The organism is uncultured Campylobacter sp., from assembly GCF_937997465.1.
Classification (GTDB): Bacteria; Campylobacterota; Campylobacteria; order Campylobacterales; family Campylobacteraceae; genus Campylobacter_A.
Map to the genome: position 1 here is coordinate 1 of NZ_CALKTQ010000208.1, position 15,224 is coordinate 15,224.

The following is a 15,224-nucleotide window of genomic DNA, read 5'->3' on the forward strand; positions in this document are numbered from 1 at the left end:
GCTCTACTTCGCTTTGCTCGTAGCTGCAAGCAGACCGTAAGTAGAATCCCCTTCCTCTACCAATAAAAGAGGAAAGCTTTAATTTTATAGAAGCTACAAATACGTAACGTTAAATTTGGCAAAAATAAATAGCGCCATAAAGATGCAAATCTCGGCAAGTAAAATTTGCAATTTTAACTTCAAATTTGAACATCAAAAATTAAGGCAACGTATCGTGAGGCGACTTTTAGCGATTTCGCTTCGTTGCCCTTGCAAGGCAAACCGTAAATTTATCCGCCAAATCCTCCTTAATACTATAAATAAGCCAAAACTCGCTATAATCTCGTAAAAAATCAAAAGGAAAATTATGATACAGACTTGTTTATTTCCGGCTGCGGGCTACGGCACGAGATTTTTGCCCGCGACTAAATCACTACCAAAAGAGATGCTGCCGATCCTCACAAAACCGCTGATCCACTACGGCGTGGACGAGGCTCTAGAGGCCGGCATGAAAAATATGGCCTTCATCACAGGTCGCGGCAAACGCGCGCTGGAGGATTATTTTGACATCAGTTACGAGCTAGAGCATCAAATCTCGGGCACGAACAAAGAGCACCTGCTAACCGAGATCAGAGAGCTGATGGCGCGCTGCACGTTTTCGTTCACGCGTCAAGAGAGCATGAGAGGCCTAGGCAACGCTATCCACACAGGCAAAGTCCTCGTGCGCGACGAGCCCTTTGGCGTGGTGTTAGCTGATGACCTCTGCATCAACGAAGATGGCGAAGGCGTACTATCTCAAATGGTAAAAATCTACGAAAAGTACCGCTGCAGCGTCGTTGCCGTGATGGAAGTACCGATCGAGCAGAGCAAAAACTACGGCATCGTCACGGGTCGCGCGATCGAGGACGATCTGCTGATGGTTAGCGACATGGTCGAAAAACCCGATCCCAAAGAAGCTCCAAGCAACCTAGCCGTCATCGGCCGCTATATCCTGACGCCTGATATTTTCACGATCCTAGAGCGCACCAAGCCCGGCAAGAACGGCGAAGTACAAATTACCGACGCGCTAAAAGAGCAAGCCAAAGACGGCATGGTGCTGGCGTATAAATTTAAAGGCAAGCGCTTTGACTGCGGTAGCGTCGAGGGCTTCGTGCAGGCGACTAATTTCTTCTACGAGCTAGGCAAAAATGCTAAAAAATGAGCTATTTTTCGAGCGTACGCCGCTAAGCGCGATCGGCTCCTACGCCAAACGCATGAACGACGAGCTAAAAGGCGGTGAGATCGGCTACTATCACCTGCCCGAAATCGGCGCAAACTTACTAAGCGAAATCGCCGAATTTGAAACGACGCTCGCGCACGTAAAAAGCGTCGTGCTAGTAGGCATCGGCGGTAGCAGTCTGGGCGTCAAGGCGCTAAAAACGATGCTTTCAAGCGCAAAAAGGAAGTGCGAGCGTGAGCTTTATTTCCTCGATAACGTAGACGCCTTTAGCTTTGAGAGCGTTTGCAAAAGCGTCAAATTTGACGAGACGCTTTTTATCATCTCGTCAAAATCAGGCACCACGATCGAGACTATCACACTATTTAAGTGCATTTTGGAGCGCTTTAAACCCTCAAATTTGAGCGCAAATTTTATCGTCATAACAGACCCCGCCTCGCCGCTAGAGGCATACGCCAAGCAAAACGGCATCAAATTTTTTAATATCCCTAAAAACGTCGGCGGCAGATTTAGCGTGCTTAGCGCGATCGGACTCGTGCCGCTAATGCTTTGCGGATACGACGCGGCGGCGCTGCTAGAGGGCGCGCGGGCGTGCAAAAAGCGTTTTTTAGAAGACGGCGACGATACGCTGCTACAAAAAGCCTACCACTACGCGACGCATAAAAACGCCAAGATCAACGTGATATTTAGCTACGGCGATAGATTTTTGGAGTTTAACGACTGGTACGTGCAGCTGTGGGCGGAGAGCCTGGGTAAGAAAAAGGGCTACAAACGCTACGGACTCACGCCGGTCGGACTCATCGGCTCGCGCGATCAGCACAGCTTTTTGCAGCTCATCATGGACGGCGTGAAGGATAAAACGGTAAGCTTCATCAAGGTAGCCGCCGCGGACGCAAACACGGCGATACCGAGCATTAGTCTAAACGGCCTTGAGGGCTGCGACTTTGTAAACGGGCTAAATTTGGGCGAGCTAATCAACGCCCAGTGCAGCGCCACCATGCATGCGCTCGTGCAAGAAGGCATCAGTGTAGACGTCATCGAGCTTGAGCGGCTAGACGAGGCGAGCGCGGGATTTTTGATTTATTATTTCGAGCTTCTCACGTCGGCTACGGGCATAATGCTAGGCATAAACACCTACGATCAGCCGGGCGTAGAGGTCGGCAAACGCATACTAAAGACGATGCTAACGGCAGGCAAGCAAGACTAAAGTGCGGCTCTATAGAATTTGACGCGAATTTTGCTTTGTGAAGATGTAGAGCGTTAGCTCACGTAAATTTTTAGCCTACAAGCTTGTGTTTGCAGTATCGCTAGTAATTTTGGATTTAAATTTGCACAGTTTTGTTTTAGCGAATCTGAGGCGGAAATTTAATGCGTATCCGTCACTGTTGGCGAACAAAGTAATAAATCGCCTCGCGACACGACTTTTTTATTTGCTTTTATTTACAGTGCTGCAACGACTCTAACTATAAAATTTGCGTAACATTATGCAACTTTTTAGCACTTTCTAAGGCTAGCAAACTGGCTTGTTTTGCAATAATTTTACCTCGCCTGCTTACCTACGCCAGCAAGCATATCAGAGAGACAGCTTTAACACAAACCCATAGTTAGTCGAATTTGTCTGTAAAATTCTAAAATTTTACTTATCAAAATGGCTAATCCACAAAATGGCATTCAACAAACGCACTTGTAAGCAAATTTAGGCTTTCGTCATGTATCATCTTATTATTTTTCAAACCCACGCTATCTAGTTACAAAATTTACATTCTTACATACTCTAAATTTAATGCAAGAATTCTCAGAAGAATTAATTTTGCCTGATCAAAAGTTAAACTTGTTTTTTATACCGGATAGCAATGCTTGTCTATATCCAGCAAAACAGTATAAGCAAATTCCAAAATTTACTCACAAATAATAATTTTTGTTATTTGCAAATTATTTTTCTTTAAGTTTTATATGCTATAATTTCATCATAAATCAAATCAAAGGAGACAAAATGTCAAAAGTTGTTACTCAATTAAATCAAATTCAGGCCGACGCTCATGCGTTATTCGTTAAATTTCACGACTACCACTGGTACGTAAAAGGTATTCAGTTCTTTAGCGTACACGAATACACCGAGAAAGCTTATGAAGATATGGCAGAGATATTCGATGACGTCGCAGAGCGTGCTATACAGCTAGGCGGCAGAGCTATCACCAAAATAGAAGAGCTAAACAAGCTAGCTCATCCAAAAACAGATAACAAAGATAGCTACACTCCGACCGAGGTTTTAAAAGGCGTTTTGGCTGAGTACGAGCACTTGCTGGGCGAATTTAAAAAGCTAGAAGAAGTCGCTGAAGAAGCAAAAGACAGCACGACCGTAACTATGGCGCAAGATCAAATCGCAAAATATGAAAAAGCTATCTGGATGCTAAAGGCTACTTTGGCTTAATTTTTGGGGCGCAAGCCCCTTTTTCTATTCTTTTTTCTTTCAAATTTTATTTTCTACAAAATATCAACTTAGTTATCTTTAACATTTTCAAAACAAGCAGAAACTTAATATAAACATAAATAGCATTGAGTTGCAATGAGAACTATATTTTTAAAAAGTAACGAGCGTAGCGAAGTTAAAAAATAAGCATATGGTTCGTTTCAGAATTTCAGAGACGAAATTTAGAGAATTTTATAATATTTTTCATTTGGCATAGAAGATACTAAAATAGCGGAATTTACTAAAATCTTAGAAAAAAGAATCAATAAAATAACTAAAAACATCAGAATTTTAGTATCAAAAGAGTGCGAGCTCTTGAAGAGCAACGAGCGTAGCGAAGCTAAAATAAGTAATTTTAGCGACAAGATAGAGATTGGCTATAGCCATTTAAAAGCAAGAAAGGTAGGAGTAAATAAAACACATATATTCGGAAAGCCAAAGCATGACAGCAAGATCTATACCCAAATAATTAAAAACTACTCTACAAATGAACTAATACCGATGCTATAATTTATTGAGACCATTGGAAAAGCCTATGATGGTTAGGTTGATTAGCGAGCAAAGATTCGTTGTAGAGTAAAATATTCAAAGAATGAACTAGCCTGCTATTTTGCAAGAAGCCAACAGTAAAACTACATAAAAGGTCGAGAAATTTTTGGGATTATGTTAGGATTGTCTAAATTAAAAGAATCTTCTCTAAAGCGAGCAACACCATAGCGACTACAGGAAGGCTAAGAGAAAGAGAGTTTTTGCTTCATTAAAAGAGCTTAAATTTGGGCTCAACAACAGTAAAAATACAAAAACTTTCTATCATATTTTACCAAAGATGACAAGAGAGAATTCTCCTTATCTTGAGCCTAAAATTAGTTTATCATATAATGTAGTGATTTGGATGTTTTATTTGGGTATTTAGGCTTGCAAATTTTATCAAATACTTTTTAGATAACTTTAAAAGTTAAGTAAGGATTTGTGCCTTATTTTTTGAAAAGTATAACATAAAGACCTATAGAAAGGAGATATCTCGGGATAAACCCGAGATATTTAAAATTAGAATGTGTATTTAGCTTGGAATCTTAACTGTTTAGTTTTATCTTTTGAGTCATCTTGATGCTTGTTAATCTCATACGCATAGAAGCTTGAGAATTGAAGTTTAGCACTATAGTCATAAGTTAGTCTTGCTACATACTCTTGATATTTCTCTTTATCGCCTGAAGCAAGTTTAACTTTACCATTAGAATAATCGCCACCGACTCTAAATTTCTCAGCAAAAGTGTATCCTGCTTTCAAGAACCAGAAGTTAGCTTTACCTTCAAGAGCAGTATAATCAAGAGCAGATTTTATCTCACCTACATCTATAAATGAACCTTGATCCTCTAGGCTTACAAAACCTTTTTCTTTGTCATGAACTTTATATCCGATATAACCAGCAGCTACATCAGCGCCAAATACTTTTGTACCAAGTTCACCTGCATAGAAATCCGTATCTTTAAAGTTTACGCCAACATTATTGTCTATATCAGCATGTGCATATTGAACTTGAGCACCGATATTTACATCATCAGTAATATTAAGACTAAAGTTTACGTCACCTATGATGAGGTTAACAGAATCAACCAAAGATGCATACCATAGTTGGAAGCTTACCGGATCATAAGAGCCGATAGCGGCTACCGCATATAGGTTGTTATTAAAGATACCAGGGGCATTAGTGTAAATAGCGCCATCGCTCTCGCCGTTATTTTCTAATGCATCAAAAGCAAATGCAGTTAGAGTCAAGCCTGTAATATCTCTATTTTCAACTCTGACGCCAGTGCCTACAGCATCATCAGTAAAGAATGAACCTATGGTTTGCTTACCTGCAGTTATTGTAGTGTTACCTACGTTATATCCAAGGTAAAATTCTTTTACGTTAAATGGACTTGTTGTATCTGTTCTGTCGCTGCGTCCATCTGCATTAAAAGCAGAGCTGTCGTTGGAATTATATCTAAGTGTTAAAACACCAAAGAAATTATCATCTAAAGCAGCTTTAAAAGAAAATTCTGATTTAAATTGGTGATGTGCAGTCGTATTATCTTTTACACCGTTAGCTTTCTTAACTGTAACGTTATTATATCTATATCTTGCATATCCAGAAAGATCTACATTTTTGATCGCCTCTTCAAGCGGCGTAGCACTCGCTACAGTTGAAAAAGCACCTAGTGCAACCAAAGCAGCTAATGAAATTTTAGCAATTTTCATTATTTTCTCCTCAAATAAAATTTAATATTGTAGAATCTTAACATAATCTAGCCTTTAATAAGCTTAAAAATTTTATATTTCTTTGGAATATTACCGAGCGTTTACTAAAATATACTATAGGGATTTAAAATTTGAAATATTTTTAACATGCCGAGCCAAATCGACTCGACAAATTGGATTATTTTAAGTAGCTTCCTTGAGTAGGAGTAGTAGAGACGTCAGAGTTTTCCTGTTCGCTTCCCTTGTATTGCAAAGCATCTTTGCCCTTTAAAAAGGCAATAATTGCCCCAAGGTCGCTATATTTTGTTTTGGCGGCAACGGTTTTCATTAGATTTCTCATATTTCCGCCATAGTCAGAATCGTTTAGATAACCAGAAAAAGCAGCCTCTATATCCTCTGCACTTACTTTAGTTAACTCTTTGGATGTGCCATAAGCTCTTTTACTTCCGTCTTCGCCGTGACAAGAAGCGCAATTTTTAGCATACAGTTCGCGACCTTTTTCCACACTATACCTTCTTTTGGTATCTACGCCGATATTTAAAAACTTGCCGCCACCATCAGTCTCAGGAGCTTTTTCATAAACGTTTATACTTATATTTTCGTCTTTAGAATATTTTTCTACCAAACTTTTTAGCTCTTTTGCAAATTCACCCTTTGCCTCAAATATATAACTCGGCTCGTCTGCAGCATTTAAAGAAAAAGTCAAAAGACATGCTAAAAGCGAATAATGCATAAATTTCATGAAAAACCTTTTTGATAAATTTAAAAATCCCAAGCAAGGGAAATTTTGCTTGGGATTATAGCATAAAACTAGCTTTTTTGATTAGAAGCTATATTTGGCTTCGAATCTTATGCGGTCGTGTTTATTTTTATGATCTCCGTCTTTTTCTTTAGCTGCTGCATAGAATGTAGAGAAATTAAGTTTTTTGCTGTAAGCATAGCTACCGCCGACGTTCCACTCGTCTCTATCAACTCTCTTATTGTATCTATAGCTATAGCCCTTACCGTCTATATAGTTAGCATACAAGCCAAACTCGTTAAATTTATATGACGCTCCGACAAACCAATAGTCGTTTTTGTCTTTGATATTGTTGTAGTATTGAGCGCTACCGTTCATGACCGAGTTAAGTAGTTTGCCTGGGTTGATTAGTTTGCCGTTGTCTTCAACAGTTACAAAAGATTTTTTATCGTCTTTAGCCTTATAGTAGATATAACCTGCATTTAAACCGACTCCGGCAAATCCTACATCACCTTTAGCTGCGAAGAAATTTGCATCACCAAAGTTATTGTCGTCTGACTCATTGTGAACATATTGTGCTTGTAAGCCTAGTTTTACTGCATCTAGATCAAATTTCAAAGCCGCATCAGCTGCAAATAAATTTGCGGTATCCTCAAGATATGCCCACCAAGCTTTAAAGTTTACAGGATCATAGCTTCCCATTGCACCCACGCCATAGTAGTTAAGGCTTTTTGATCCTGCTAGGCCTGATAGTAGTCGACCGTCATAGTCAATGCTATCTGTTTCAAGTGCGTCAAAAGCAACACCAACCAAAGTAAGACCTGATATATCAGTGTTTTGTACTCTTAAACCAGTTCCTACCAAATCATCGTCAAAATATGTTTTAACAAATTGTTTGCCAGCTGTTATTGTAGTATTGTTTATGTTGTAGCCAAGATAAAATTCTCTTACACCAAATGAGCTTGTAGTATTGGTGGTATCGCCATTAAATCCAGAACCGTCATTTGCTGCGTATCTTAGACCCAAAACACCAAAGAAGTTATCGTCAAGAGCAGCCTTAAAAGTACCTACGAATCGGAAGTTATGATTTGCATTATTTTTGTTGAATGCGCCTGGCATACCATTCCAGCGGACTTTATTGTGAGTATATCTATATCTTGCAAATCCAGAAAAATCTACATCTTTAATAGCTTCTTCAAGCGGAGTAGCATTTAAAGTAGAGAAAGCGCCTAGCGCAACCAAAGCAGCTAAAGAAATTTTAGCGAGTTTCATAAGTTCTCCTTTATAAAAGTTTTATAGTCATAATTTTAGCACAAAATCGGTCGTGGTAAGCTTAATGCAAAAATTTAACATAAATAATCATAAAACACTAATATATCAAGCTGTTACAAGGCTATTTTTGATACTTAATATTATTAAAATAAGAATACTAGCAACAAAGCTTAAATATGAAAGCTTAATTTCGAGGATTTTTGCGAAATAAAAAGATAAAAAAGGGGACGCACATCCCCTTCTTAAAAGGAGTTCTAACTTTGATTGCTTGTAAGAATTATAAAATATTTCGGTAAATCAACGGCTAATCAAAGCTGATATTTTCACTTTTCGGAACTTCGATTAGGATTTTCTTTTTGTTTTCTTCTTGCTGTGAGCTTTTTGTGGAGCTTGGGCTTTTAAATTTCGGCGCTTTTTTTGCTTTATGCATAACATGATGGGTTCCGCTTTTTATGAGCAGCATTTCAGTGACGAGTCCGCCCGAAACGCTTGCATAGACGGTATCTCCGCTAGAAAAGTAAAATTTATCCGCACAGTACTTACCGCTAGGCAGTTTGCCGTTTGAAGTGTCGATTGATTTTATATCGTAGCAGTATTTGCCACCGTCGTAGGTTACGCTTGATATCACGCCACGCAATGAGCCTCTAACGGGCGCAGGTTTTTGAATAACTGGTTTTTGGACGACTTTTGGTGGCGGTTTTTGCTCAAAAAAAGCACAACCACTAAAAACCAGCAAAACGGCGGCTAAATTTAAAAACTTAAGCCTGAACACTGAGCACGTTCCCACCAAGTTCGGCTATTCTTTTATCTACGGCTTGCGTTGCTTTTTCTATCGTCTTTTGCGAAATTTCAGGCAACTCGCCGCCCCAAATTTTCTCAGCCTCTTTAAAGCCCCTTAGCATACCTTCTTTTCCGGCTTCTAGCTTTTGCAAGTCGTCTCCGGCGGCGCTAATGATAAAATTTGAAATCCTATCCGCAGTATTTGCGATACCGAAAAATCCATTCTCGCTAACTAGATCGCTAGCTTCGCTTTGGCTTAGTTGCGTTATAGGCTTGCCCTCGTAGCCGATAGATTTAAAATCGACACCGGACAAGATATCGTTTAGAGAATTTATACTTTTGCTTTGAGCGCCGAAAATATCGTTAAATTTTGCAGAACCATTAAAGGCCGAAACCTGAGACAAGAAATTTGAGCTCGCATTTGAGTCAGCCCTAGCCTGAAAATGCGACAAATAGCTATTCGTTAGCTGCTTTACGTCGATATTTGCATAGGCTTCTTGCATTCTTTTGATATTTTCATTTTGATCTACGCTTGCCGAGTTTTGGACGTTCTGCACGTCGTAGCGAGGTTGCGGGATGTATGGATTTTGGCTTAAACCGTTCATGCTTTGCATTTTTTATCCTTTAGATTTTATTCTGTATTATATATCGTCAAATTTAGGATAAAGTTAACGGGTAAAAATTTACTTTACCCTATCGCCGACGTGACCGTTATATACGATGTCTTTGGCATCGACGTTTTCGTCGAGTAAAATTTTGCTTATCTTGCCGCTTTTTTTAATGCTTTCGATATCTTGTTGCAAATCCTCTTGATAGCTGTATATCATCGCGGCTCCTGAGACGCCCTCTACACCCTCTAGCGCTTTAAATAGCTCTATCTCACCGTCTAAATTTTCCGCGCTCATCACGACTACGATCTTGCCGTCTTGCGCGGCGATGACCTCGCAGCCTTTTACTTGCTCGATTCTTTTAGCCACCTCGGCGGCTTCGTTTTCGTCTTTTGTATATACTATCGCACTTGATATATTCATTTTACGCTCCAAAATTTAACCTCTTTTTCGTACGCGACGCTGATTAGCCTGCCGCTATCAGAGAGGTAAATTTCATTTAAAATTTGCTGTCCGGTTTTTACGGTCGCGAGTTTTGTTTTGCTTGCGATGTCGTAGACCAGGATATCGCTCTCTTCGCCGTTCATATACGCTAGCGTTTTGGCGTCGTCGCTAAGCCCCGTCGCATACACGATAAAATCGGACTTAAAATAACTCATCGAGCCGTTAAAAACGCCCGCCTGTTTGTCGATGCAGCCCACGGCTACGACGTCATTTTTGTAGTCGATGTCGTACATATTGTCTTTAAAGAAATTTAGCGTTTGCTCGGTTTGGCGAGTTTTTAGATTATAGATATAAATCACGCCGCTTTCGGCTCCGATAGCGATTTTGTCGCGGGTTTTATTGATCTCAAAATCAACGTAAAGCGCGATGGAAAATTTATGTTTAAAAACCGCTTTTTTGCTCTCTAGATCGATGTAGTAAATTTCATTCCCAAAGTCCGATACAACCGCCGTTTTTTCATCTATAAAAAATGCTTTTTTGGCGGATTTGTTAGCTAGGTGCATATTGCTAACCTCGCTCCAGCTATCGTTTTCTTTTTTAAAAACGTACAAATAGCGCTCGTTGTAGTCCATCTCGGTTAAAACCAATAGCATATCGCCCAGGCGGTCGATGCTAAAAATTTTTGCGGGCTCTTCGTCGCTAAAGTGCGTTTTGACCGTGCGAAATTTGATCGGCTCTAAAAATTTATCCGCCTTTATGTCATAGATATCAAGCTCGCTGCCGTCCGTACCCAGATATAAAATTTCATCTATCAAATTTGAGCTTATCACGTTTGCGCCGGCTTTTATGACCTTGTCCGGTTGTGAGATCTCAAGCGGTGCCGCCGCTAAATTTGCGGTCAAATTTAAGCAAAAAATTGCCGTAAAAAATAAAATAAATTTTCTCATAACGCCTCCATTTTGATACTATTCGCGAAGCAAACTTCCATACACTGCGCGCAGCCGACGCATTTTTGATTTATACTCGGACGAAAAACGCCTAAAAAATCGATCGCTCTAAATTTGCAAATATCCTGACAGCTACAGCAAATCGTGCCGTTCCAAGCAAGACAACTATGCACGTCGATAAAAATTTTAGCTTCTATAGTAGCCGCGAATTTTAAATTTAAAACCTCTCGCCCCGCCTCTTCGCAAGCGAGCGCGCACTCTTTACAAAAGTTGCATCCCAAGGACTTAAATTTAAAATTTATTCTTTCGTTTTCAAAGCTTAAAAGCTCCCTATCGCAAGCGCTAACGCAAGGCGCTTCGCAATCAGCACAGTTAAATTCTCCACAAAAATAAGGCGGAGCGATAAATTTTTGAGCGGTTTTGCCGCCCAAAAATTTAGTAAATAGCTCGCGTCTGGATACGCTCACCTAACGCCTTCGTTTAGTACGTCTAACAGATTGGAATGCTGAGACGAGTTAGCATCGCGGTACTCCGGCTTAAAGTTATTTTTAAACTTAGCTTCTACGTTCGCCTGCGGTACGTGGCACGTAGTGCAGTTAAAGCGGTCGTCGCTAAGCTTACCGTCGAGGTCTTTTTTGTTTCTTATGCTATAAAGGTGCGATTTTGGGATCGCAGTCGCGCCGACGTCTTTTGCGACTTCAGGCATATGGCACGTAACGCACATATTATTATCCGCAGTTATCGGTATCAAACCCTCTAAATCATGAGGTATCATCGGCGGTGCGTTTTCAAAAGAACGCTCGTATCTTTGCGCTTCGCCCGCGGCAGGTTTCGTCCAGTTGATATCGGCTAGCTTTACCTCTTCTTCGTCCATAACGTCGTTAGCCGAACGCAAAATGTTTAGATCCTTAGCTTCTTTGCTATCGGCTAATTTTGATTTATTTTTTTGCTCTACTTTTTGAGTTTGTACGGAGCTAGAGGTTTTTTGTTCTTCTTTAGCTTCGGCATATCCCGAAAATACGAGGACGGCGCACGCCAATCCCGCCAAAATTCTCGCCTTCATTGATTTTTCTCCTTTAGTAAATTTCTAATGTTAAATTTGAGCGCGTCGTCATCGCAGACGTCGATACAGCGTCCGCAGCTGATGCACTCGCTCGATGTTATAAACCCGCTTTGCTTGCCGATAATGCCGAGCACTTGGTTTTCCGGGCAGATTAGCTTACACTTCATGCAGTTAGTACAGCTAGCCGCGTCGTGCTTTACTCTGATAAGGGCAAATTTGCCGGATATCGCGTAAAAAGCACCCAGCGGACAAAGCTTTGAGCAGACTAATCTATCGCCGATAAACGCGTCTACCGCAAACACCCCAAACGCCACAAACAGCCACAGCGTGCCGCCGTAGATGACGCCGCGCTGAATGATGCCGATAAAGCTAATGCCCTCAAACGCCGGAGCCGAAGTGACTAGCGAGATAAAAAGCGTAAATCCCAAAACGTAATATCTCGCGCTTCTCGTGAAATTTACGAATTTTTTATCTTTATCGTAGCCAAGCTTTACTCTGACCCAGCGAGCGGTTTCGGTGATGATGTTTACCGGGCAAACCCAGCTGCAAAAGGCGCGCGGAGCGACAATCGCGTAAAAAGCAAACACGATAGCGACCCCCACAAGCGCGCCCGAAGCGATACTAAAACTAGCTAAATATAGCTGCAAAACGGCAAACGGATCGCTAAGAGGAACGACTCCGAAAAGCAAAGACGAGCTGAGATTGCCTTGTAAAATTTTAACTCCGTAGTAGTTGCTCGCAAAAAACAGCCCTAGGATCAAAATTTGACTTATCCTTCTTAAAATCAAATATTTCATAGCAAATCTCCGCTATTTAGATAGTCGTTTAGCTTTTTCTCGTCGGTTTTAAACTCTTTTGGCTCAGCGTCTTTTAGCTTTTTATCCGCGCCCTCAACCCAGCCTTTTACGTACTGTTCGTTGCTAGAGCCCAGTCCGATCTCGCGCGGAAGCACGAAGATAGAGGCTTTTGGCGTCACGCAAACTTGCTCGCACATGCCGCAGCCCGTGCAGTAGTCGGCGTCCACGACCGGTTTAAAAAACGCGTGCTTTTGTGTGCGTTCGTTGCGGACATATTCAAGCCTTAACGCTTTATCTATCAAAGGACAGGCGCGGTAGCAAGCGTCACAGCGAAGTCCCTCGTAAGCGATGCAGAAATTCGGATCCAGCACCGCGATACCCATTTGCGCTTTGTTTATATTTAGCTTTCCATTATCCTCGCTCACTAGCTTCGTATCTAGCGCTCCGGTCGGACAGGCGACCGTGCACGGGATATCCGGGCACATATAACAAGGGATATTTCGCGGGGTAAAAAACGGAGTGCCGTAAGGCAATCCGTCGTCTAGATCCGCGAGCTTAAGCGTATCCCAAGGACAGGCTTCTACGCAAAGCCCGCAGCGTATGCACTCGCTAAGGAAATTTTTCTCCTTCAAAGCACCTGGCGGCCTGATGAGTAGAGTTTGGGCTTTAGCCGTCGTTTGCGTACTCCAGATAAAGCCGCCTGCGAGAACCAAACTAATCGCTTTTAACCCAAATTTTAAAGCCTCTCTTCTATTTTGCATAATTACGCCTTGTAAATTTTAACCGCACATTTTTTATAGTCGGTCTCTTTTGAGATCGGGCAAGTCGCATCTAGGCAGACTTTGTTGATAAACACGTTTTCATCAAAAAACGGCACGTAAACTAGACCCATCGGCGGTTTATTTCGTCCGCGCAGATCGATTCTTGCTTTTACCTTACCGCGGCGAGATTCGACCCAAACGACGTCGTTATGCTGTAAATTTAGCTTTTGCGCATCGCCCTCGTGCATGTAGCAAAGAGCCTCTGGAACCGCACGGTAAAGCTCAGGAACACGCATAGTCATAGTGCCGGTGTGCCAGTGCTCCAAGACGCGACCCGTGCATAGCCATAGCGGATAGGTATCATCAGGCATCTCGCAAGGATCCATATAAGGACGGAAGAAAATTTTGGCCTTATTAGCGATAGAAAATTTCTCGTCTCCGCTAGTTACTTTGGTCAAATCGCCTTTTTGCAACTTGGCTTTTTTATTTCCGTAGAATGCAAACTGCTTGCCCTCCTCGGCAAATTTTTTGGCATACGGATCATATTTGGCGTTAAATCTCCACTGAGTTTCTTTGCCGTCTACGACGGGCCACCTTAGTCCGCGCACTTTGTGATAGGTATCAAAGTCCGCCAGATCGTGTCCATGACCTGAGCCAAATTTGCGGTAGTCTTCCCAAAGATATTTTTGAACGAAAAATCCATAGCCCTCAAACACTTTGCCGTCTGAGCCGACTACTTTTCTGCTGTCGCCAAAAACTTCAGAGTTATCAAAATCTTCCATTATAGCGTCTTTTGCAGGATAACTCTTAGCCTCTTCGTTTGCGAAAAGCACGTCAAATAGCGTATCTTCTTCGTTATATCCCATAGTTTTTGCGGCGTCAAGTACGCTAGGAAGCGTTAGCTTATCGTCTACTTTTTGTTCGCCCCAAACCTCTTTTAGCTTAAAGCGCTTAGCAAATTCCAGCATTTGCCACGTGTCGCTCATCGCTTCGCCTACCGGAAGGACTTGCTGACGCCAGTGCTGCGTTCGGCGCTCGGCATTACCGTACGCGCCCCATTTTTCGTATATCATCGCAGTTGGCAGGATCAGGTCGGCAACCTTAGCCGAGATGCCCGGATACGGGTCTGAGACGATGATAAAGTTATCCATCTCGCGAGCGGCTTTTATCCAGTGGTTTGCGTTTGCGGTATTTTGCCACGGGTTATTTACCTGCACCCACGCCCATTTCATCTTTCCGTCTTCCATGTCGCGCATCATTTTTACGTAGTGGGAGGCGACTTTCGGATTTAGCGTGTTTTTAGGAAGTTTCCAAATTTTCTCGCTTATTTCGCGGTGTTCGGCGTTATCTACGACCATATCCGCAGGCAAGCGATGAACGAAAGTACCGACCTCGCGTGCCGTTCCGCATGCGCTTGGTTGTCCGGTTAGCGAGAAAGCGCCCTCGCCCGGTTTTGCTTGTTTACCAAGTAGCATATGCACCATATAGGCTTGCTCGTTTACCCAAGTGCCACGTTGGTGCTGGTTAAAGCCCATCGTCCAAAAGCTAACTACTTTTCTACCTTTTTCGATGTACCAGTCGGCTAGTTGCTTTAGTTTTTTCTTAAATTCTTCCAAATCCTCGTTCGGATCGCCTTTTATTAGCGGAGCGGAGAAGTCAAGCGTATAAGGTTTAAGAGCTTCTTTAAATTCTTCAAACGTGATTTGCCAGTGTTTGCCCGCGGTAGCCGTATTTTTATTTTCCATCACGTCGCCCTCTTTATAGCCTAGATAGCCCAGAGTCACGCCTTCGTTTTTGCTTAAAGTCTTTTTAAGTTCGGTCTCGATGACGTCTTTTTCGGCATTGTAGTTAGGATGATTTGTATTATTTCTAAGCCCATAGCCGATATCGGCAGGTCCCGTCGCAAATAC

The 15,224-nt window shown here is 41.9% G+C and carries 15 protein-coding genes; 3 read left to right on the forward strand and 12 right to left on the reverse strand.

Annotation, left to right across the window (positions count from 1 at the left end):
• Positions 1-346: 346 nt before the first annotated feature.
• The 3 genes from galU to Q0546_RS06895 all read left to right on the forward strand — a co-directional run bounded on the left by galU (position 347) and on the right by Q0546_RS06895 (position 3,626).
• Positions 347-1,180 (forward strand): UTP--glucose-1-phosphate uridylyltransferase GalU, encoded by an 834-nt coding sequence (galU, locus tag Q0546_RS06885; protein WP_298791668.1) that lies wholly within the window; start codon positions 347-349, stop codon positions 1,178-1,180.
• Positions 1,167-2,402: a glucose-6-phosphate isomerase gene (locus Q0546_RS06890; protein WP_298791669.1), complete on the forward strand. Its 1,236-nt coding sequence runs from the start codon at positions 1,167-1,169 to the stop codon at positions 2,400-2,402. The genes galU and Q0546_RS06890 overlap by 14 nt, the downstream gene beginning before the upstream one ends.
• Positions 2,403-3,188: 786 nt before the next feature.
• Positions 3,189-3,626 (forward strand): DNA starvation/stationary phase protection protein, encoded by a 438-nt coding sequence (locus tag Q0546_RS06895; RefSeq protein WP_002949626.1) that lies wholly within the window; start codon positions 3,189-3,191, stop codon positions 3,624-3,626.
• Positions 3,627-4,712: 1,086 nt separating this feature from the next.
• On the opposite strand, the gene Q0546_RS06900 is transcribed toward Q0546_RS06895, so the two are convergent.
• The 12 genes from Q0546_RS06900 to Q0546_RS06955 all read right to left on the reverse strand — a co-directional run.
• On the reverse strand, positions 4,713-5,903 hold the full coding sequence (locus Q0546_RS06900; RefSeq protein ID WP_298791670.1) for a major outer membrane protein: 1,191 nt from the start codon (positions 5,901-5,903) through the stop codon (positions 4,713-4,715).
• Positions 5,904-6,081: 178 nt separating this feature from the next.
• Positions 6,082-6,645, reverse strand: a complete 564-nt coding sequence (locus Q0546_RS06905; protein WP_298791671.1) for a cytochrome c — start codon at positions 6,643-6,645, stop codon at positions 6,082-6,084.
• Between the two features lie 81 nt (positions 6,646-6,726).
• Positions 6,727-7,914 carry a porin gene (locus Q0546_RS06910; RefSeq protein WP_298791672.1) on the reverse strand — a complete coding sequence of 396 codons (1,188 nt, stop codon included), beginning with the start codon at positions 7,912-7,914 and terminating at the stop codon, positions 6,727-6,729.
• Positions 7,915-8,218: 304 nt separating this feature from the next.
• Positions 8,219-8,686, reverse strand: a complete 468-nt coding sequence (locus tag Q0546_RS06915) for a hypothetical protein (protein ID WP_298791673.1) — start codon at positions 8,684-8,686, stop codon at positions 8,219-8,221.
• On the reverse strand, positions 8,673-9,308 hold the full coding sequence (locus tag Q0546_RS06920; protein WP_298791674.1) for a hydrogenase-4 component G: 636 nt from the start codon (positions 9,306-9,308) through the stop codon (positions 8,673-8,675). The genes Q0546_RS06915 and Q0546_RS06920 overlap by 14 nt, the downstream gene beginning before the upstream one ends.
• Positions 9,309-9,377: 69 nt before the next feature.
• Positions 9,378-9,725 carry a chaperone NapD gene (locus Q0546_RS06925; RefSeq protein WP_298791675.1) on the reverse strand — a complete coding sequence of 116 codons (348 nt, stop codon included), beginning with the start codon at positions 9,723-9,725 and terminating at the stop codon, positions 9,378-9,380.
• Positions 9,722-10,693 carry a nitrate reductase gene (locus Q0546_RS06930; RefSeq protein ID WP_298056106.1) on the reverse strand — a complete coding sequence of 324 codons (972 nt, stop codon included), beginning with the start codon at positions 10,691-10,693 and terminating at the stop codon, positions 9,722-9,724. Before Q0546_RS06930 ends, Q0546_RS06925 begins: the two co-directional genes overlap by 4 nt.
• On the reverse strand, positions 10,690-11,160 hold the full coding sequence (locus Q0546_RS06935) for a 4Fe-4S ferredoxin (RefSeq protein ID WP_298791676.1): 471 nt from the start codon (positions 11,158-11,160) through the stop codon (positions 10,690-10,692). The genes Q0546_RS06930 and Q0546_RS06935 overlap by 4 nt, the downstream gene beginning before the upstream one ends.
• Positions 11,157-11,756 (reverse strand): nitrate reductase cytochrome c-type subunit, encoded by a 600-nt coding sequence (locus Q0546_RS06940; RefSeq protein WP_298791677.1) that lies wholly within the window; start codon positions 11,754-11,756, stop codon positions 11,157-11,159. The genes Q0546_RS06935 and Q0546_RS06940 overlap by 4 nt, the downstream gene beginning before the upstream one ends.
• Positions 11,753-12,553: a quinol dehydrogenase ferredoxin subunit NapH gene (napH, locus tag Q0546_RS06945; protein WP_298791678.1), complete on the reverse strand. Its 801-nt coding sequence runs from the start codon at positions 12,551-12,553 to the stop codon at positions 11,753-11,755. Before napH ends, Q0546_RS06940 begins: the two co-directional genes overlap by 4 nt.
• Complete coding sequence (gene napG, locus Q0546_RS06950) at positions 12,550-13,314, reverse strand: ferredoxin-type protein NapG (protein ID WP_002949659.1); 765 nt, start codon at positions 13,312-13,314, stop codon at positions 12,550-12,552. The genes napH and napG overlap by 4 nt, the downstream gene beginning before the upstream one ends.
• Before the next feature lie 2 nt (positions 13,315-13,316).
• On the reverse strand, positions 13,317-15,224 hold a 1,908-nt coding region (locus Q0546_RS06955), incomplete at its 5' end, for a molybdopterin-dependent oxidoreductase (protein WP_298791679.1).